Origin of the sequence: Halomonas sp. XH26 (assembly GCF_024138895.1) — a bacterium.
GTDB classification, from domain to species: Bacteria; Pseudomonadota; Gammaproteobacteria; order Pseudomonadales; family Halomonadaceae; genus Vreelandella; species Vreelandella alkaliphila.
In genome coordinates, this window is record NZ_CP071889.1 from 2,654,737 (window position 1) to 2,675,925 (window position 21,189).

Annotated in this window: 5 protein-coding genes and 1 pseudogene; all 6 read right to left on the minus strand. The window is 63.8% G+C overall.

Going from position 1 to position 21,189, the window contains the following annotated elements; translation table 11 throughout:
• Nucleotides 1-9: 9 nt before the first annotated feature.
• The 6 genes and pseudogenes from J4377_RS12185 to J4377_RS12210 all read right to left on the minus strand — a co-directional run bounded on the left by J4377_RS12185 (nt 10) and on the right by J4377_RS12210 (nt 21,148).
• On the minus strand, nt 10-600 hold the full coding sequence (locus tag J4377_RS12185; protein WP_253485767.1) for an Ig-like domain-containing protein: 591 nt from the start codon (nt 598-600) through the stop codon (nt 10-12).
• A 1-nt stretch (nt 601) separates the two neighbouring features.
• Nucleotides 602-2,290, minus strand: coding sequence for an Ig-like domain-containing protein (locus tag J4377_RS12190; protein ID WP_253485768.1), 1,689 nt, complete (start codon nt 2,288-2,290; stop codon nt 602-604).
• A gap of 11 nt (nt 2,291-2,301) precedes the next feature.
• Nucleotides 2,302-2,943, minus strand: coding sequence for an Ig-like domain-containing protein (locus J4377_RS12195; RefSeq protein ID WP_253485769.1), 642 nt, complete (start codon nt 2,941-2,943; stop codon nt 2,302-2,304).
• 11 nt (nt 2,944-2,954) lie between these two features.
• A pseudogene (locus J4377_RS12200) lies at nt 2,955-4,595 on the minus strand (Ig-like domain-containing protein); the annotation flags it as partial.
• 10 nt (nt 4,596-4,605) lie between these two features.
• On the minus strand, nt 4,606-7,845 hold the full coding sequence (locus J4377_RS12205) for an Ig-like domain-containing protein (RefSeq protein WP_253485771.1): 3,240 nt from the start codon (nt 7,843-7,845) through the stop codon (nt 4,606-4,608).
• Complete coding sequence (locus tag J4377_RS12210) at nt 7,823-21,148, minus strand: Ig-like domain-containing protein (protein ID WP_253485772.1); 13,326 nt, start codon at nt 21,146-21,148, stop codon at nt 7,823-7,825. The genes J4377_RS12205 and J4377_RS12210 overlap by 23 nt, the downstream gene beginning before the upstream one ends.
• Nucleotides 21,149-21,189: the final 41 nt, after the last annotated feature.

Below are 21,189 nucleotides of genomic sequence, written 5' to 3' on the forward strand. Positions count from 1 at the left end.
CGTCGATGATCAGCGTGGTCGTGCGCTCGTCGGAGCCTCCGCGTCGACGTTGTAGACTTTCTCGGCGGTGACGTCGCCCACGTTGCCGGCTTCGTCCGTCGCGGCGATCACGCCGTCGATGGTTTGGTCGGCGTCGGCGACCAGGTCACTGCCCTGTACGTTGACGCTCCACTCGCCCGCTGCGTTAACGGTGGTGGTGTAGCTGTCATTGCCGTTGATGGTCAGGGTGACCACGTCGCCTTCCGCGTATTCGCCGGTCACGCGGCCGGTCACGGTCACGTCGCCGTCGGCTTCCTCGGCGTTAACGGTGTTGTCGTCCGTCACGTCGTCGATGATCAGCGTGGTGCTGCTGTCAGTCGGGGCGTCTACGTCGACGTTGTAGACTTTCTCGGCGGTGACGTCGCCCACGTTGCCGGCTTCGTCCGTCGCGGCGATCACGCCGTCGATGGTTTGGTCGGCGTCGGCGACCAGGTCACTGCCCTGTACGTTGACGCTCCACTCGCCCGCTGCGTTAACGGTGGTGGTGTAGCTGTCATTGCCGTTGATGGTCAGGGTGACCACGTCGCCTTCCGCGTATTCGCCGGTCACGCGGCCGGTCACGTCACGGTCGACCGCCGTCGGCTTCCTCGGCGTTAACGGTGTTGTCGTCCGTCACGTCGTCGATGATCAGCGTGGTGCTGCTGTCAGTCGGGGCGTCTACGTCGACGTTGTAGACTTTCTCGGCGGTGACGTCGCCCACGTTGCCGGCTTCGTCCGTCGCGGCGATCACGCCGTCGATGGTTTGGTCGGCGTCGGCGACCAGGTCACTGCCCTGTACGTTGACGCTCCACTCGCCCGCTGCGTTAACGGTGGTGGTGTAGCTGTCATTGCCGTTGATGGTCAGGGTGACCACGTCGCCTTCCGCGTATTCGCCGGTCACGCGGCCGGTCACGGTCACGTCGCCGTCGGCTTCCTCGGCGTTAACGGTGTTGTCGTCCGTCACGTCGTCGATGATCAGCGTGGTGCTGCTGTCAGTCGGGGCGTCTACGTCGACGTTGTAGACTTTCTCGGCGGTGACGTCGCCCACGTTGCCGGCTTCGTCCGTCGCGGCGATCACGCCGTCGATGGTTTGGTCGGCGTCGGCGACCAGGTCACTGCCCTGTACGTTGACGCTCCACTCGCCCGCTGCGTTAACGGTGGTGGTGTAGCTGTCATTGCCGTTGATGGTCAGGGTGACCACGTCGCCTTCCGCGTATTCGCCGGTCACGCGGCCGGTCACGGTCACGTCGCCGTCGGCTTCCTCGGCGTTAACGGTGTTGTCGTCCGTCACGTCGTCGATGATCAGCGTGGTGCTGCTGTCAGTCGGGGCGTCTACGTCGACGTTGTAGACTTTCTCGGCGGTGACGTCGCCCACGTTGCCGGCTTCGTCCGTCGCGGCGATCACGCCGTCGATGGTTTGGTCGGCGTCGGCGACCAGGTCACTGCCCTGTACGTTGACGCTCCACTCGCCCGCTGCGTTAACGGTGGTGGTGTAGCTGTCATTGCCGTTGATGGTCAGGGTGACCACGTCGCCTTCCGCGTATTCGCCGGTCACGCGGCCGGTCACGGTCACGTCGCCGTCGGCTTCCTCGGCGTTAACGGTGTTGTCGTCCGTCACGTCGTCGATGATCAGCGTGGTGCTGCTGTCAGTCGGGGCGTCTACGTCGACGTTGTAGACTTTCTCGGCGGTGACGTCGCCCACGTTGCCGGCTTCGTCCGTCGCGGCGATCACGCCGTCGATGGTTTGGTCGGCGTCGGCGACCAGGTCACTGCCCTGTACGTTGACGCTCCACTCGCCCGCTGCGTTAACGGTGGTGGTGTAGCTGTCATTGCCGTTGATGGTCAGGGTGACCACGTCGCCTTCCGCGTATTCGCCGGTCACGCGGCCGGTCACGGTCACGTCGCCGTCGGCTTCCTCGGCGTTAACGGTGTTGTCGTCCGTCACGTCGTCGATGATCAGCGTGGTGCTGCTGTCAGTCGGGGCGTCTACGTCGACGTTGTAGACTTTCTCGGCGGTGACGTCGCCCACGTTGCCGGCTTCGTCCGTCGCGGCGATCACGCCGTCGATGGTTTGGTCGGCGTCGGCGACCAGGTCACTGCCCTGTACGTTGACGCTCCACTCGCCCGCTGCGTTAACGGTGGTGGTGTAGCTGTCATTGCCGTTGATGGTCAGGGTGACCACGTCGCCTTCCGCGTATTCGCCGGTCACGCGGCCGGTCACGGTCACGTCGCCGTCGGCTTCCTCGGCGTTAACGGTGTTGTCGTCCGTCACGTCGTCGATGATCAGCGTGGTGCTGTCGTCGTCGGGGCGTCTACGTCGACGTTGTAGACTTTCTCGGCGGTGACGTCGCCCACGTTGCCGGCTTCGTCCGTCGCGGCGATCACGCCGTCGATGGTTTGGTCGGCGTCGGCGACCAGGTCACTGCCCTGTACGTTGACGCTCCACTCGCCCGCTGCGTTAACGGTGGTGGTGTAGCTGTCATTGCCGTTGATGGTCAGGGTGACCACGTCGCCTTCCGCGTATTCGCCGGTCACGCGGCCGGTCACGGTCACGTCGCCGTCGGCTTCCTCGGCGTTAACGGTGTTGTCGTCCGTCACGTCGTCGATGATCAGCGTGGTGCTGCTGTCAGTCGGGGCGTCTACGTCGACGTTGTAGACTTTCTCGGCGGTGACGTCGCCCACGTTGCCGGCTTCGTCCGTCGCGGCGATCACGCCGTCGATGGTTTGGTCGGCGTCGGCGACCAGGTCACTGCCCTGTACGTTGACGCTCCACTCGCCCGCTGCGTTAACGGTGGTGGTGTAGCTGTCATTGCCGTTGATGGTCAGGGTGACCACGTCGCCTTCCGCGTATTCGCCGGTCACGCGGCCGGTCACGGTCACGTCGCCGTCGGCTTCCTCGGCGTTAACGGTGTTGTCGTCCGTCACGTCGTCGATGATCAGCGTGGTGCTGCGTCAGTCGGGGCGTCTACGTCGACGTTGTAGACTTTCTCGGCGGTGACGTCGCCCACGTTGCCGGCTTCGTCCGTCGCGGCGATCACGCCGTCGATGGTTTGGTCGGCGTCGGCGACCAGGTCACTGCCCTGTACGTTGACGCTCCACTCGCCCGCTGCGTTAACGGTGGTGGTGTAGCTGTCATTGCCGTTGATGGTCAGGGTGACCACGTCGCCTTCCGCGTATTCGCCGGTCACGCGGCCGGTCACGGTCACGTCGCCGTCGGCTTCCTCGGCGTTAACGGTGTTGTCGTCCGTCACGTCGTCGATGATCAGCGTGGTGCTGCTGTCAGTCGGGGCGTCTACGTCGACGTTGTAGACTTTCTCGGCGGTGACGTCGCCCACGTTGCCGGCTTCGTCCGTCGCGGCGATCACGCCGTCGATGGTTTGGTCGGCGTCGGCGACCAGGTCACTGCCCTGTACGTTGACGCTCCACTCGCCCGCTGCGTTAACGGTGGTGGTGTAGCTGTCATTGCCGTTGATGGTCAGGGTGACCACGTCGCCTTCCGCGTATTCGCCGGTCACGCGGCCGGTCACGGTCACGTCGCCGTCGGCTTCCTCGGCGTTAACGGTGTTGTCGTCCGTCACGTCGTCGATGATCAGCGTGGTGCTGCTGTCAGTCGGGGCGTCTACGTCGACGTTGTAGACTTTCTCGGCGGTGACGTCGCCCACGTTGCCGGCTTCGTCCGTCGCGGCGATCACGCCGTCGATGGTTTGGTCGGCGTCGGCGACCAGGTCACTGCCCTGTACGTTGACGCTCCACTCGCCCGCTGCGTTAACGGTGGTGGTGTAGCTGTCATTGCCGTTGATGGTCAGGGTGACCACGTCGCCTTCCGCGTATTCGCCGGTCACGCGGCCGGTCACGGTCACGTCGCCGTCGGCTTCCTCGGCGTTAACGGTGTTGTCGTCCGTCACGTCGTCGATGATCAGCGTGGTGCTGCTGTCAGTCGGGGCGTCTACGTCGACGTTGTAGACTTTCTCGGCGGTGACGTCGCCCACGTTGCCGGCTTCGTCCGTCGCGGCGATCACGCCGTCGATGGTTTGGTCGGCGTCGGCGACCAGGTCACTGCCCTGTACGTTGACGCTCCACTCGCCCGCTGCGTTAACGGTGGTGGTGTAGCTGTCATTGCCGTTGATGGTCAGGGTGACCACGTCGCCTTCCGCGTATTCGCCGGTCACGCGGCCGGTCACGGTCACGTCGCCGTCGGCTTCCTCGGCGTTAACGGTGTTGTCGTCCGTCACGTCGTCGATGATCAGCGTGGTGCTGCTGTCAGTCGGGGCGTCTACGTCGACGTTGTAGACTTTCTCGGCGGTGACGTCGCCCACGTTGCCGGCTTCGTCCGTCGCGGCGATCACGCCGTCGATGGTTTGGTCGGCGTCGGCGACCAGGTCACTGCCCTGTACGTTGACGCTCCACTCGCCCGCTGCGTTAACGGTGGTGGTGTAGCTGTCATTGCCGTTGATGGTCAGGGTGACCACGTCGCCTTCCGCGTATTCGCCGGTCACGCGGCCGGTCACGGTCACGTCGCCGTCGGCTTCCTCGGCGTTAACGGTGTTGTCGTCCGTCACGTCGTCGATGATCAGCGTGGTGCTGCTGTCAGTCGGGGTCTACGTCGACGTTGTAGACTTTCTCGGCGGTGACGTCGCCCACGTTGCCGGCTTCGTCCGTCGCGGCGATCACGCCGTCGATGGTTTGGTCGGCGTCGGCGACCAGGTCACTGCCCTGTACGTTGACGCTCCACTCGCCCGCTGCGTTAACGGTGGTGGTGTAGCTGTCATTGCCGTTGATGGTCAGGGTGACCACGTCGCCTTCCGCGTATTCGCCGGTCACGCGGCCGGTCACGGTCACGTCGCCGTCGGCTTCCTCGGCGTTAACGGTGTTGTCGTCCGTCACGTCGTCGATGATCAGCGTGGTGCTGCTGTCAGTCGGGGCGTCTACGTCGACGTTGTAGACTTTCTCGGCGGTGACGTCGCCCACGTTGCCGGCTTCGTCCGTCGCGGCGATCACGCCGTCGATGGTTTGGTCGGCGTCGGCGACCAGGTCACTGCCCTGTACGTTGACGCTCCACTCGCCCGCTGCGTTAACGGTGGTGGTGTAGCTGTCATTGCCGTTGATGGTCAGGGTGACCACGTCGCCTTCCGCGTATTCGCCGGTCACGCGGCCGGTCACGGTCACGTCGCCGTCGGCTTCCTCGGCGTTAACGGTGTTGTCGTCCGTCACGTCGTCGATGATCAGCGTGGTGCTGCTGTCAGTCGGGGCGTCTACGTCGACGTTGTAGACTTTCTCGGCGGTGACGTCGCCCACGTTGCCGGCTTCGTCCGTCGCGGCGATCACGCCGTCGATGGTTTGGTCGGCGTCGGCGACCAGGTCACTGCCCTGTACGTTGACGCTCCACTCGCCCGCTGCGTTAACGGTGGTGGTGTAGCTGTCATTGCCGTTGATGGTCAGGGTGACCACGTCGCCTTCCGCGTATTCGCCGGTCACGCGGCCGGTCACGGTCACGTCGCCGTCGGCTTCCTCGGCGTTAACGGTGTTGTCGTCCGTCACGTCGTCGATGATCAGCGTGGTGCTGCTGTCAGTCGGGGCGTCTACGTCGACGTTGTAGACTTTCTCGGCGGTGACGTCGCCCACGTTGCCGGCTTCGTCCGTCGCGGCGATCACGCCGTCGATGGTTTGGTCGGCGTCGGCGACCAGGTCACTGCCCTGTACGTTGACGCTCCACTCGCCCGCTGCGTTAACGGTGGTGGTGTAGCTGTCATTGCCGTTGATGGTCAGGGTGACCACGTCGCCTTCCGCGTATTCGCCGGTCACGCGGCCGGTCACGGTCACGTCGCCGTCGGCTTCCTCGGCGTTAACGGTGTTGTCGTCCGTCACGTCGTCGATGATCAGCGTGGTGCTGCTGTCAGTCGGGGCGTCTACGTCGACGTTGTAGACTTTCTCGGCGGTGACGTCGCCCACGTTGCCGGCTTCGTCCGTCGCGGCGATCACGCCGTCGATGGTTTGGTCGGCGTCGGCGACCAGGTCACTGCCCTGTACGTTGACGCTCCACTCGCCCGCTGCGTTAACGGTGGTGGTGTAGCTGTCATTGCCGTTGATGGTCAGGGTGACCACGTCGCCTTCCGCGTATTCGCCGGTCACGCGGCCGGTCACGGTCACGTCGCCGTCGGCTTCCTCGGCGTTAACGGTGTTGTCGTCCGTCACGTCGTCGATGATCAGCGTGGTGCTGCTGTCAGTCGGGGCGTCTACGTCGACGTTGTAGACTTTCTCGGCGGTGACGTCGCCCACGTTGCCGGCTTCGTCCGTCGCGGCGATCACGCCGTCGATGGTTTGGTCGGCGTCGGCGACCAGGTCACTGCCCTGTACGTTGACGCTCCACTCGCCCGCTGCGTTAACGGTGGTGGTGTAGCTGTCATTGCCGTTGATGGTCAGGGTGACCACGTCGCCTTCCGCGTATTCGCCGGTCACGCGGCCGGTCACGGTCACGTCGCCGTCGGCTTCCTCGGCGTTAACGGTGTTGTCGTCCGTCACGTCGTCGATGATCAGCGTGGTGCTGCTGTCAGTCGGGGCGTCTACGTCGACGTTGTAGACTTTCTCGGCGGTGACGTCGCCCACGTTGCCGGCTTCGTCCGTCGCGGCGATCACGCCGTCGATGGTTTGGTCGGCGTCGGCGACCAGGTCACTGCCCTGTACGTTGACGCTCCACTCGCCCGCTGCGTTAACGGTGGTGGTGTAGCTGTCATTGCCGTTGATGGTCAGGGTGACCACGTCGCCTTCCGCGTATTCGCCGGTCACGCGGCCGGTCACGGTCACGTCGCCGTCGGCTTCCTCGGCGTTAACGGTGTTGTCGTCCGTCACGTCGTCGATGATCAGCGTGGTGCTGCTGTCAGTCGGGGCGTCTACGTCGACGTTGTAGACTTTCTCGGCGGTGACGTCGCCCACGTTGCCGGCTTCGTCCGTCGCGGCGATCACGCCGTCGATGGTTTGGTCGGCGTCGGCGACCAGGTCACTGCCCTGTACGTTGACGCTCCACTCGCCCGCTGCGTTAACGGTGGTGGTGTAGCTGTCATTGCCGTTGATGGTCAGGGTGACCACGTCGCCTTCCGCGTATTCGCCGGTCACGCGGCCGGTCACGGTCACGTCGCCGTCGGCTTCCTCGGCGTTAACGGTGTTGTCGTCCGTCACGTCGTCGATGATCAGCGTGGTGCTGCTGTCAGTCGGGGCGTCTACGTCGACGTTGTAGACTTTCTCGGCGGTGACGTCGCCCACGTTGCCGGCTTCGTCCGTCGCGGCGATCACGCCGTCGATGGTTTGGTCGGCGTCGGCGACCAGGTCACTGCCCTGTACGTTGACGCTCCACTCGCCCGCTGCGTTAACGGTGGTGGTGTAGCTGTCATTGCCGTTGATGGTCAGGGTGACCACGTCGCCTTCCGCGTATTCGCCGGTCACGCGGCCGGTCACGGTCACGTCGCCGTCGGCTTCCTCGGCGTTAACGGTGTTGTCGTCCGTCACGTCGTCGATGATCAGCGTGGTGCTGCTGTCAGTCGGGGCGTCTACGTCGACGTTGTAGACTTTCTCGGCGGTGACGTCGCCCACGTTGCCGGCTTCGTCCGTCGCGGCGATCACGCCGTCGATGGTTTGGTCGGCGTCGGCGACCAGGTCACTGCCCTGTACGTTGACGCTCCACTCGCCCGCTGCGTTAACGGTGGTGGTGTAGCTGTCATTGCCGTTGATGGTCAGGGTGACCACGTCGCCTTCCGCGTATTCGCCGGTCACGCGGCCGGTCACGGTCACGTCGCCGTCGGCTTCCTCGGCGTTAACGGTGTTGTCGTCCGTCACGTCGTCGATGATCAGCGTGGTGCTGTCGCTCAGTCGGGGCGTCTACGTCGACGTTGTAGACTTTCTCGGCGGTGACGTCGCCCACGTTGCCGGCTTCGTCCGTCGCGGCGATCACGCCGTCGATGGTTTGGTCGGCGTCGGCGACCAGGTCACTGCCCTGTACGTTGACGCTCCACTCGCCCGCTGCGTTAACGGTGGTGGTGTAGCTGTCATTGCCGTTGATGGTCAGGGTGACCACGTCGCCTTCCGCGTATTCGCCGGTCACGCGGCCGGTCACGGTCACGTCGCCGTCGGCTTCCTCGGCGTTAACGGTGTTGTCGTCCGTCACGTCGTCGATGATCAGCGTGGTGCTGCTGTCAGTCGGGGCGTCTACGTCGACGTTGTAGACTTTCTCGGCGGTGACGTCGCCCACGTTGCCGGCTTCGTCCGTCGCGGCGATCACGCCGTCGATGGTTTGGTCGGCGTCGGCGACCAGGTCACTGCCCTGTACGTTGACGCTCCACTCGCCCGCTGCGTTAACGGTGGTGGTGTAGCTGTCATTGCCGTTGATGGTCAGGGTGACCACGTCGCCTTCCGCGTATTCGCCGGTCACGCGGCCGGTCACGGTCACGTCGCCGTCGGCTTCCTCGGCGTTAACGGTGTTGTCGTCCGTCACGTCGTCGATGATCAGCGTGGTGCTGCTGTCAGTCGGGGCGTCTACGTCGACGTTGTAGACTTTCTCGGCGGTGACGTCGCCCACGTTGCCGGCTTCGTCCGTCGCGGCGATCACGCCGTCGATGGTTTGGTCGGCGTCGGCGACCAGGTCACTGCCCTGTACGTTGACGCTCCACTCGCCCGCTGCGTTAACGGTGGTGGTGTAGCTGTCATTGCCGTTGATGGTCAGGGTGACCACGTCGCCTTCCGCGTATTCGCCGGTCACGCGGCCGGTCACGGTCACGTCGCCGTCGGCTTCCTCGGCGTTAACGGTGTTGTCGTCCGTCACGTCGTCGATGATCAGCGTGGTGCTGCTGTCAGTCGGGGCGTCTACGTCGACGTTGTAGACTTTCTCGGCGGTGACGTCGCCCACGTTGCCGGCTTCGTCCGTCGCGGCGATCACGCCGTCGATGGTTTGGTCGGCGTCGGCGACCAGGTCACTGCCCTGTACGTTGACGCTCCACTCGCCCGCTGCGTTAACGGTGGTGGTGTAGCTGTCATTGCCGTTGATGGTCAGGGTGACCACGTCGCCTTCCGCGTATTCGCCGGTCACGCGGCCGGTCACGGTCACGTCGCCGTCGGCTTCCTCGGCGTTAACGGTGTTGTCGTCCGTCACGTCGTCGATGATCAGCGTGGTGCTGCTGTCAGTCGGGGCGTCTACGTCGACGTTGTAGACTTTCTCGGCGGTGACGTCGCCCACGTTGCCGGCTTCGTCCGTCGCGGCGATCACGCCGTCGATGGTTTGGTCGGCGTCGGCGACCAGGTCACTGCCCTGTACGTTGACGCTCCACTCGCCCGCTGCGTTAACGGTGGTGGTGTAGCTGTCATTGCCGTTGATGGTCAGGGTGACCACGTCGCCTTCCGCGTATTCGCCGGTCACGCGGCCGGTCACGGTCACGTCGCCGTCGGCTTCCTCGGCGTTAACGGTGTTGTCGTCCGTCACGTCGTCGATGATCAGCGTGGTGCTGCTGTCAGTCGGGGCGTCTACGTCGACGTTGTAGACTTTCTCGGCGGTGACGTCGCCCACGTTGCCGGCTTCGTCCGTCGCGGCGATCACGCCGTCGATGGTTTGGTCGGCGTCGGCGACCAGGTCACTGCCCTGTACGTTGACGCTCCACTCGCCCGCTGCGTTAACGGTGGTGGTGTAGCTGTCATTGCCGTTGATGGTCAGGGTGACCACGTCGCCTTCCGCGTATTCGCCGGTCACGCGGCCGGTCACGGTCACGTCGCCGTCGGCTTCCTCGGCGTTAACGGTGTTGTCGTCCGTCACGTCGTCGATGATCAGCGTGGTGCTGCTGTCAGTCGGGGCGTCTACGTCGACGTTGTAGACTTTCTCGGCGGTGACGTCGCCCACGTTGCCGGCTTCGTCCGTCGCGGCGATCACGCCGTCGATGGTTTGGTCGGCGTCGGCGACCAGGTCACTGCCCTGTACGTTGACGCTCCACTCGCCCGCTGCGTTAACGGTGGTGGTGTAGCTGTCATTGCCGTTGATGGTCAGGGTGACCACGTCGCCTTCCGCGTATTCGCCGGTCACGCGGCCGGTCACGGTCACGTCGCCGTCGGCTTCCTCGGCGTTAACGGTGTTGTCGTCCGTCACGTCGTCGATGATCAGCGTGGTGCTGCTGTCAGTCGGGGCGTCTACGTCGACGTTGTAGACTTTCTCGGCGGTGACGTCGCCCACGTTGCCGGCTTCGTCCGTCGCGGCGATCACGCCGTCGATGGTTTGGTCGGCGTCGGCGACCAGGTCACTGCCCTGTACGTTGACGCTCCACTCGCCCGCTGCGTTAACGGTGGTGGTGTAGCTGTCATTGCCGTTGATGGTCAGGGTGACCACGTCGCCTTCCGCGTATTCGCCGGTCACGCGGCCGGTCACGGTCACGTCGCCGTCGGCTTCCTCGGCGTTAACGGTGTTGTCGTCCGTCACGTCGTCGATGATCAGCGTGGTGCTGCTGTCAGTCGGGGCGTCTACGTCGACGTTGTAGACTTTCTCGGCGGTGACGTCGCCCACGTTGCCGGCTTCGTCCGTCGCGGCGATCACGCCGTCGATGGTTTGGTCGGCGTCGGCGACCAGGTCACTGCCCTGTACGTTGACGCTCCACTCGCCCGCTGCGTTAACGGTGGTGGTGTAGCTGTCATTGCCGTTGATGGTCAGGGTGACCACGTCGCCTTCCGCGTATTCGCCGGTCACGCGGCCGGTCACGGTCACGTCGCCGTCGGCTTCCTCGGCGTTAACGGTGTTGTCGTCCGTCACGTCGTCGATGATCAGCGTGGTGCTGCTGTCAGTCGGGGCGTCTACGTCGACGTTGTAGACTTTCTCGGCGGTGACGTCGCCCACGTTGCCGGCTTCGTCCGTCGCGGCGATCACGCCGTCGATGGTTTGGTCGGCGTCGGCGACCAGGTCACTGCCCTGTACGTTGACGCTCCACTCGCCCGCTGCGTTAACGGTGGTGGTGTAGCTGTCATTGCCGTTGATGGTCAGGGTGACCACGTCGCCTTCCGCGTATTCGCCGGTCACGCGGCCGGTCACGGTCACGTCGCCGTCGGCTTCCTCGGCGTTAACGGTGTTGTCGTCCGTCACGTCGTCGATGATCAGCGTGGTGCTGCTGTCAGTCGGGGCGTCTACGTCGACGTTGTAGACTTTCTCGGCGGTGACGTCGCCCACGTTGCCGGCTTCGTCCGTCGCGGCGATCACGCCGTCGATGGTTTGGTCGGCGTCGGCGACCAGGTCACTGCCCTGTACGTTGACGCTCCACTCGCCCGCTGCGTTAACGGTGGTGGTGTAGCTGTCATTGCCGTTGATGGTCAGGGTGACCACGTCGCCTTCCGCGTATTCGCCGGTCACGCGGCCGGTCACGGTCACGTCGCCGTCGGCTTCCTCGGCGTTAACGGTGTTGTCGTCCGTCACGTCGTCGATGATCAGCGTGGTGCTGCTGTCAGTCGGGGCGTCTACGTCGACGTTGTAGACTTTCTCGGCGGTGACGTCGCCCACGTTGCCGGCTTCGTCCGTCGCGGCGATCACGCCGTCGATGGTTTGGTCGGCGTCGGCGACCAGGTCACTGCCCTGTACGTTGACGCTCCACTCGCCCGCTGCGTTAACGGTGGTGGTGTAGCTGTCATTGCCGTTGATGGTCAGGGTGACCACGTCGCCTTCCGCGTATTCGCCGGTCACGCGGCCGGTCACGGTCACGTCGCCGTCGGCTTCCTCGGCGTTAACGGTGTTGTCGTCCGTCACGTCGTCGATGATCAGCGTGGTGCTGCTGTCAGTCGGGGCGTCTACGTCGACGTTGTAGACTTTCTCGGCGGTGACGTCGCCCACGTTGCCGGCTTCGTCCGTCGCGGCGATCACGCCGTCGATGGTTTGGTCGGCGTCGGCGACCAGGTCACTGCCCTGTACGTTGACGCTCCACTCGCCCGCTGCGTTAACGGTGGTGGTGTAGCTGTCATTGCCGTTGATGGTCAGGGTGACCACGTCGCCTTCCGCGTATTCGCCGGTCACGCGGCCGGTCACGGTCACGTCGCCGTCGGCTTCCTCGGCGTTAACGGTGTTGTCGTCCGTCACGTCGTCGATGATCAGCGTGGTGCTGCTGTCAGTCGGGGCGTCTACGTCGACGTTGTAGACTTTCTCGGCGGTGACGTCGCCCACGTTGCCGGCTTCGTCCGTCGCGGCGATCACGCCGTCGATGGTTTGGTCGGCGTCGGCGACCAGGTCACTGCCCTGTACGTTGACGCTCCACTCGCCCGCTGCGTTAACGGTGGTGGTGTAGCTGTCATTGCCGTTGATGGTCAGGGTGACCACGTCGCCTTCCGCGTATTCGCCGGTCACGCGGCCGGTCACGGTCACGTCGCCGTCGGCTTCCTCGGCGTTAACGGTGTTGTCGTCCGTCACGTCGTCGATGATCAGCGTGGTGCTGCTGTCAGTCGGGGCGTCTACGTCGACGTTGTAGACTTTCTCGGCGGTGACGTCGCCCACGTTGCCGGCTTCGTCCGTCGCGGCGATCACGCCGTCGATGGTTTGGTCGGCGTCGGCGACCAGGTCACTGCCCTGTACGTTGACGCTCCACTCGCCCGCTGCGTTAACGGTGGTGGTGTAGCTGTCATTGCCGTTGATGGTCAGGGTGACCACGTCGCCTTCCGCGTATTCGCCGGTCACGCGGCCGGTCACGGTCACGTCGCCGTCGGCTTCCTCGGCGTTAACGGTGTTGTCGTCCGTCACGTCGTCGATGATCAGCGTGGTGCTGCTGTCAGTCGGGGCGTCTACGTCGACGTTGTAGACTTTCTCGGCGGTGACGTCGCCCACGTTGCCGGCTTCGTCCGTCGCGGCGATCACGCCGTCGATGGTTTGGTCGGCGTCGGCGACCAGGTCACTGCCCTGTACGTTGACGCTCCACTCGCCCGCTGCGTTAACGGTGGTGGTGTAGCTGTCATTGCCGTTGATGGTCAGGGTGACCACGTCGCCTTCCGCGTATTCGCCGGTCACGCGGCCGGTCACGGTCACGTCGCCGTCGGCTTCCTCGGCGTTAACGGTGTTGTCGTCCGTCACGTCGTCGATGATCAGCGTGGTGCTGCTGTCAGTCGGGGCGTCTACGTCGACGTTGTAGACTTTCTCGGCGGTGACGTCGCCCACGTTGCCGGCTTCGTCCGTCGCGGCGATCACGCCGTCGATGGTTTGGTCGGCGTCGGCGACCAGGTCACTGCCCTGTACGTTGACGCTCCACTCGCCCGCTGCGTTAACGGTGGTGGTGTAGCTGTCATTGCCGTTGATGGTCAGGGTGACCACGTCGCCTTCCGCGTATTCGCCGGTCACGCGGCCGGTCACGGTCACGTCGCCGTCGGCTTCCTCGGCGTTAACGGTGTTGTCGTCCGTCACGTCGTCGATGATCAGCGTGGTGCTGCTGTCAGTCGGGGCGTCTACGTCGACGTTGTAGACTTTCTCGGCGGTGACGTCGCCCACGTTGCCGGCTTCGTCCGTCGCGGCGATCACGCCGTCGATGGTTTGGTCGGCGTCGGCGACCAGGTCACTGCCCTGTACGTTGACGCTCCACTCGCCCGCTGCGTTAACGGTGGTGGTGTAGCTGTCATTGCCGTTGATGGTCAGGGTGACCACGTCGCCTTCCGCGTATTCGCCGGTCACGCGGCCGGTCACGGTCACGTCGCCGTCGGCTTCCTCGGCGTTAACGGTGTTGTCGTCCGTCACGTCGTCGATGATCAGCGTGGTGCTGCTGTCAGTCGGGGCGTCTACGTCGACGTTGTAGACTTTCTCGGCGGTGACGTCGCCCACGTTGCCGGCTTCGTCCGTCGCGGCGATCACGCCGTCGATGGTTTGGTCGGCGTCGGCGACCAGGTCACTGCCCTGTACGTTGACGCTCCACTCGCCCGCTGCGTTAACGGTGGTGGTGTAGCTGTCATTGCCGTTGATGGTCAGGGTGACCACGTCGCCTTCCGCGTATTCGCCGGTCACGCGGCCGGTCACGGTCACGTCGCCGTCGGCTTCCTCGGCGTTAACGGTGTTGTCGTCCGTCACGTCGTCGATGATCAGCGTGGTGCTGCTGTCAGTCGGGGCGTCTACGTCGACGTTGTAGACTTTCTCGGCGGTGACGTCGCCCACGTTGCCGGCTTCGTCCGTCGCGGCGATCACGCCGTCGATGGTTTGGTCGGCGTCGGCGACCAGGTCACTGCCCTGTACGTTGACGCTCCACTCGCCCGCTGCGTTAACGGTGGTGGTGTAGCTGTCATTGCCGTTGATGGTCAGGGTGACCACGTCGCCTTCCGCGTATTCGCCGGTCACGCGGCCGGTCACGGTCACGTCGCCGTCGGCTTCCTCGGCGTTAACGGTGTTGTCGTCCGTCACGTCGTCGATGATCAGCGTGGTGCTGCTGTCAGTCGGGGCGTCTACGTCGACGTTGTAGACTTTCTCGGCGGTGACGTCGCCCACGTTGCCGGCTTCGTCCGTCGCGGCGATCACGCCGTCGATGGTTTGGTCGGCGTCGGCGACCAGGTCACTGCCCTGTACGTTGACGCTCCACTCGCCCGCTGCGTTAACGGTGGTGGTGTAGCTGTCATTGCCGTTGATGGTCAGGGTGACCACGTCGCCTTCCGCGTATTCGCCGGTCACGCGGCCGGTCACGGTCACGTCGCCGTCGGCTTCCTCGGCGTTAACGGTGTTGTCGTCCGTCACGTCGTCGATGATCAGCGTGGTGCTGCTGTCAGTCGGGGCGTCTACGTCGACGTTGTAGACTTTCTCGGCGGTGACGTCGCCCACGTTGCCGGCTTCGTCCGTCGCGGCGATCACGCCGTCGATGGTTTGGTCGGCGTCGGCGACCAGGTCACTGCCCTGTACGTTGACGCTCCACTCGCCCGCTGCGTTAACGGTGGTGGTGTAGCTGTCATTGCCGTTGATGGTCAGGGTGACCACGTCGCCTTCCGCGTATTCGCCGGTCACGCGGCCGGTCACGGTCACGTCGCCGTCGGCTTCCTCGGCGTTAACGGTGTTGTCGTCCGTCACGTCGTCGATGATCAGCGTGGTGCTGCTGTCAGTCGGGGCGTCTACGTCGACGTTGTAGACTTTCTCGGCGGTGACGTCGCCCACGTTGCCGGCTTCGTCCGTCGCGGCGATCACGCCGTCGATGGTTTGGTCGGCGTCGGCGACCAGGTCACTGCCCTGTACGTTGACGCTCCACTCGCCCGCTGCGTTAACGGTGGTGGTGTAGCTGTCATTGCCGTTGATGGTCAGGGTGACCACGTCGCCTTCCGCGTATTCGCCGGTCACGCGGCCGGTCACGGTCACGTCGCCGTCGGCTTCCTCGGCGTTAACGGTGTTGTCGTCCGTCACGTCGTCGATGATCAGCGTGGTGCTGCTGTCAGTCGGGGCGTCTACGTCGACGTTGTAGACTTTCTCGGCGGTGACGTCGCCCACGTTGCCGGCTTCGTCCGTCGCGGCGATCACGCCGTCGATGGTTTGGTCGGCGTCGGCGACCAGGTCACTGCCCTGTACGTTGACGCTCCACTCGCCCGCTGCGTTAACGGTGGTGGTGTAGCTGTCATTGCCGTTGATGGTCAGGGTGACCACGTCGCCTTCCGCGTATTCGCCGGTCACGCGGCCGGTCACGGTCACGTCGCCGTCGGCTTCCTCGGCGTTAACGGTGTTGTCGTCCGTCACGTCGTCGATGATCAGCGTGGTGCTGCTGTCAGTCGGGGCGTCTACGTCGACGTTGTAGACTTTCTCGGCGGTGACGTCGCCCACGTTGCCGGCTTCGTCCGTCGCGGCGATCACGCCGTCGATGGTTTGGTCGGCGTCGGCGACCAGGTCACTGCCCTGTACGTTGACGCTCCACTCGCCCGCTGCGTTAACGGTGGTGGTGTAGCTGTCATTGCCGTTGATGGTCAGGGTGACCACGTCGCCTTCCGCGTATTCGCCGGTCACGCGGCCGGTCACGGTCACGTCGCCGTCGGCTTCCTCGGCGTTAACGGTGTTGTCGTCCGTCACGTCGTCGATGATCAGCGTGGTGCTGCTGTCAGTCGGGGCGTCTACGTCGACGTTGTAGACTTTCTCGGCGGTGACGTCGCCCACGTTGCCGGCTTCGTCCGTCGCGGCGATCACGCCGTCGATGGTTTGGTCGGCGTCGGCGACCAGGTCACTGCCCTGTACGTTGACGCTCCACTCGCCCGCTGCGTTAACGGTGGTGGTGTAGCTGTCATTGCCGTTGATGGTCAGGGTGACCACGTCGCCTTCCGCGTATTCGCCGGTCACGCGGCCGGTCACGGTCACGTCGCCGTCGGCTTCCTCGGCGTTAACGGTGTTGTCGTCCGTCACGTCGTCGATGATCAGCGTGGTGCTGCTGTCAGTCGGGGCGTCTACGTCGACGTTGTAGACTTTCTCGGCGGTGACGTCGCCCACGTTGCCGGCTTCGTCCGTCGCGGCGATCACGCCGTCGATGGTTTGGTCGGCGTCGGCGACCAGGTCACTGCCCTGTACGTTGACGCTCCACTCGCCCGCTGCGTTAACGGTGGTGGTGTAGCTGTCATTGCCGTTGATGGTCAGGGTGACCACGTCGCCTTCCGCGTATTCGCCGGTCACGCGGCCGGTCACGGTCACGTCGCCGTCGGCTTCCTCGGCGTTAACGGTGTTGTCGTCCGTCACGTCGTCGATGATCAGCGTGGTGCTGCTGTCAGTCGGGGCGTCTACGTCGACGTTGTAGACTTTCTCGGCGGTGACGTCGCCCACGTTGCCGGCTTCGTCCGTCGCGGCGATCACGCCGTCGATGGTTTGGTCGGCGTCGGCGACCAGGTCACTGCCCTGTACGTTGACGCTCCACTCGCCCGCTGCGTTAACGGTGGTGGTGTAGCTGTCATTGCCGTTGATGGTCAGGGTGACCACGTCGCCTTCCGCGTATTCGCCGGTCACGCGGCCGGTCACGGTCACGTCGCCGTCGGCTTCCTCGGCGTTAACGGTGTTGTCGTCCGTCACGTCGTCGATGATCAGCGTGGTGCTGCTGTCAGTCGGGGCGTCTACGTCGACGTTGTAGACTTTCTCGGCGGTGACGTCGCCCACGTTGCCGGCTTCGTCCGTCGCGGCGATCACGCCGTCGATGGTTTGGTCGGCGTCGGCGACCAGGTCACTGCCCTGTACGTTGACGCTCCACTCGCCCGCTGCGTTAACGGTGGTGGTGTAGCTGTCATTGCCGTTGATGGTCAGGGTGACCACGTCGCCTTCCGCGTATTCGCCGGTCACGCGGCCGGTCACGGTCACGTCGCCGTCGGCTTCCTCGGCGTTAACGGTGTTGTCGTCCGTCACGTCGTCGATGATCAGCGTGGTGCTGCTGTCAGTCGGGGCGTCTACGTCGACGTTGTAGACTTTCTCGGCGGTGACGTCGCCCACGTTGCCGGCTTCGTCCGTCGCGGCGATCACGCCGTCGATGGTTTGGTCGGCGTCGGCGACCAGGTCACTGCCCTGTACGTTGACGCTCCACTCGCCCGCTGCGTTAACGGTGGTGGTGTAGCTGTCATTGCCGTTGATGGTCAGGGTGACCACGTCGCCTTCCGCGTATTCGCCGGTCACGCGGCCGGTCACGGTCACGTCGCCGTCGGCTTCCTCGGCGTTAACGGTGTTGTCGTCCGTCACGTCGTCGATGATCAGCGTGGTGCTGCTGTCAGTCGGGGCGTCTACGTCGACGTTGTAGACTTTCTCGGCGGTGACGTCGCCCACGTTGCCGGCTTCGTCCGTCGCGGCGATCACGCCGTCGATGGTTTGGTCGGCGTCGGCGACCAGGTCACTGCCCTGTACGTTGACGCTCCACTCGCCCGCTGCGTTAACGGTGGTGGTGTAGCTGTCATTGCCGTTGATGGTCAGGGTGACCACGTCGCCTTCCGCGTATTCGCCGGTCACGCGGCCGGTCACGGTCACGTCGCCGTCGGCTTCCTCGGCGTTAACGGTGTTGTCGTCCGTCACGTCGTCGATGATCAGCGTGGTGCTGCTGTCAGTCGGGGCGTCTACGTCGACGTTGTAGACTTTCTCGGCGGTGACGTCGCCCACGTTGCCGGCTTCGTCCGTCGCGGCGATCACGCCGTCGATGGTTTGGTCGGCGTCGGCGACCAGGTCACTGCCCTGTACGTTGACGCTCCACTCGCCCGCTGCGTTAACGGTGGTGGTGTAGCTGTCATTGCCGTTGATGGTCAGGGTGACCACGTCGCCTTCCGCGTATTCGCCGGTCACGCGACCGGTCACGGTCACGTCGCCGTCGGCTTCCTCGGCGTTAACGGTGTTGTCGTCCGTCACGTCGTCGATGATCAGCGTGGTGCTGCTGTCAGTCGGGGCGTCTACGTCGACGTTGTAGACTTTCTCGGCGGTGACGTCGCCCACGTTGCCGGCTTCGTCCGTCGCGGCGATCACGCCGTCGATGGTTTGGTCGGCGTCGGCGACCAGGTCACTGCCCTGTACGTTGACGCTCCACTCGCCCGCTGCGTTAACGGTGGTGGTGTAGCTGTCATTGCCGTTGATGGTCAGGGTGACCACGTCGCCTTCCGCGTATTCGCCGGTCACGCGGCCGGTCACGGTCACGTCGCCGTCGGCTTCCTCGGCGTTAACGGTGTTGTCGTCCGTCACGTCGTCGATGATCAGCGTGGTGCTGCTGTCAGTCGGGGCGTCTACGTCGACGTTGTAGACTTTCTCGGCGGTGACGTCGCCCACGTTGCCGGCTTCGTCCGTCGCGGCGATCACGCCGTCGATGGTTTGGTCGGCGTCGGCGGCTAGGTCGCTGCCCTGTACGTTGACGCTCCACTCGCCCGCCGCGTTAACGGTGGTGGTGTAGCTGTCATTGCCGTTGATGGTCAGGGTGACCACGTCGCCTTCCGCGTATTCGCCGGTCACGCGGCCGGTCACGGTCACGTCGCCGTCGGCTTCGTCGGCGTTGACGGTGTTGTCGGCGGTGACGTCGTCGATGATCAGCGTGGTGCTGCCGTCAGTCGGGGCAGTAGCATCGATGCTGCCAGTATCAGTCGCCGTGGCTTCATTGCCGGCCGGATCGGTAATGCTGGCGTCAGCGGTGTAGTCGCCGTCAGCCAGTGGCGTCGTGACGTCAACGCTCCAGTTGCCATCATCACCTACTGTCGCATCAAGCTCTTGGCGATCACCATTGGCATCGGTAACGATCACTGTGACCGTGCCGCCAACTTCATTTGAAGTGCCGGTGATGGTGGGCGTGGTGTCATTGCCGTCCGGTGCGTCTACCGTCAGCGTTGGCGCGGTGGCGTCAATGCTGCCAGTATCAGTCGCCGTGGCTTCATTGCCGGCCGGATCGGTAATGCTGGCGTCAACAGTGTAGTCACCGTCAGCCAGTGGCGTCGTGACGTCAACGCTCCAGTTGCCATCATCACCTACTGTCGCATCAAGCTCTTGGCGATCACCATTGGCATCGGTAACGATCACCGTGACCGTGCCGCCAACTTCATTTGAAGTGCCGGTGATGGTGGGCGTGGTGTCATTACCGTCCGGTGCGTCTACTGTCAGCGTTGGCGCGGTGGCGTCGATGCTGCCAGTATCAGTCGCCGTGGCTTCATTGCCGGCCGGATCGGTAATGCTGGCGTCAACAGTGTAGTCGCCGTCAGCCAGTGGCGTCGTGACGTCAACGCTCCAGTTGCCATCATCACCTACTGTCGCATCAAGCTCTTGGCGATCACCATTGGCATCGGTAACGATCACCGTGACCGTACCGCCAACTTCATTTGAAGTGCCGGTGATGGTGGGCGTGGTGTCATTACCGTCCGGTGCGTCTACCGTCAGCGTTGGCGCGGTGGCGTCGATGCTGCCAGTATCAGTCGCCGTGGCTTCATTGCCGGCCGGATCGGTAATGCTGGCGTCAACAGTGTAGTCGCCGTCAGCCAGCGGCGTCGTGACGTCAACGCTCCAGTTGCCATCATCACCTACTGTCGTATCAAGCTCTTGGCGATCACCATTGGCATCGGTAACGATCACCGTGACCGTGCCGCCAACTTCATTTGAAGTGCCGGTGATGGTGGGCGTGGTGTCATTACCGTCCGGTGCGTCTACTGTCAGCGTTGGCGCGGTGGCGTCGATGCTGCCAGTATCAGTCGCCGTGGCTTCATTGCCGGCCGGATCGGTAATGCTGGCGTCAACAGTGTAGTCGCCGTCAGCCAGTGGCGTCGTGACGTCAACGCTCCAGTTGCCATCATCACCTACTGTCGCATCAAGCTCTTGGCGATCACCATTGGCATCGGTAACGATCACCGTGACCGTGCCGCCAACTTCATTTGAAGTGCCGGTGATGGTGGGCGTGGTGTCATTACCGTCCGGTGCGTCTACCGTCAGCGTTGGCGCGGTGGCGTCGATGCTGCCAGTATCAGTCGCCGTGGCTTCATTGCCAGCTGGATCAGTAATGCTGGCGTCAGCGGTGTAGTCGCCGTCAGCCAGCGGCGTCGTGACGTCAACGCTCCAGTTGCCATCATCATCTACTGTCGCATCAAGCTCTTGGCGATCACCATTGGCATCGGTAACGATCACCGTGACCGTGCCGCCAACTTCATTTGAAGTGCCGGTGATGGTGGGCGTGGTGTCATTACCATCCGTTGCGTCTACCGTCAGCGTCGGCGCGGTAGTATCGACTGGGTCATTCACTGCCGAAACAGCGGCTACGCCACCATCAAACTCGACGAACTCTGCTCCTTCAAGGCCTCCTTCAGTGCTAAAACTAAGCGGGTCGGTTTCTTCGGCGATACGGGCAAGGCGCACAAAGCTGTTACCGCCACCACCACCGCCGCCAGCGCCGCCGGCTGCGGTAGCATCTAGCAATTCAAGTAAATCGCCATCTTCATCATCAAGAGCGGCGAGCAGTGCTTCTAAATCGTCATCTTGGGCGCTAGCATCAGTGGCTACAATCGCGTCAAGGTCAAGCTCAGGAGTAACAGCAACTTCTTGGCCACCTTCGATAACATTGGCACCGCTTCCGTCTGCAAAATCTAGCTCAACACGACCATTGGAAGAGGTAATAAGTGTTTCACCCTCTTGAAGCACATCGCCAATACGCAATTCGCGTAGGTTGCCTGCTTCATCGCGCGCCCAAGCTTGGCCTGAAATTGCAATAACGGTTGCAGTTGCCATGTATGCATCACTCCTAGGATCAATAGGTAGCCGCTGATCTA

Excerpts from the sequence above, each read along its gene's own strand:
- J4377_RS12210 (WP_253485772.1), bottom strand. The coding sequence starts at position 21,148 with ATGGCAACTGCAACCGTTATTGCAATTTCAGGCCAAGCTTGGGCGCGC.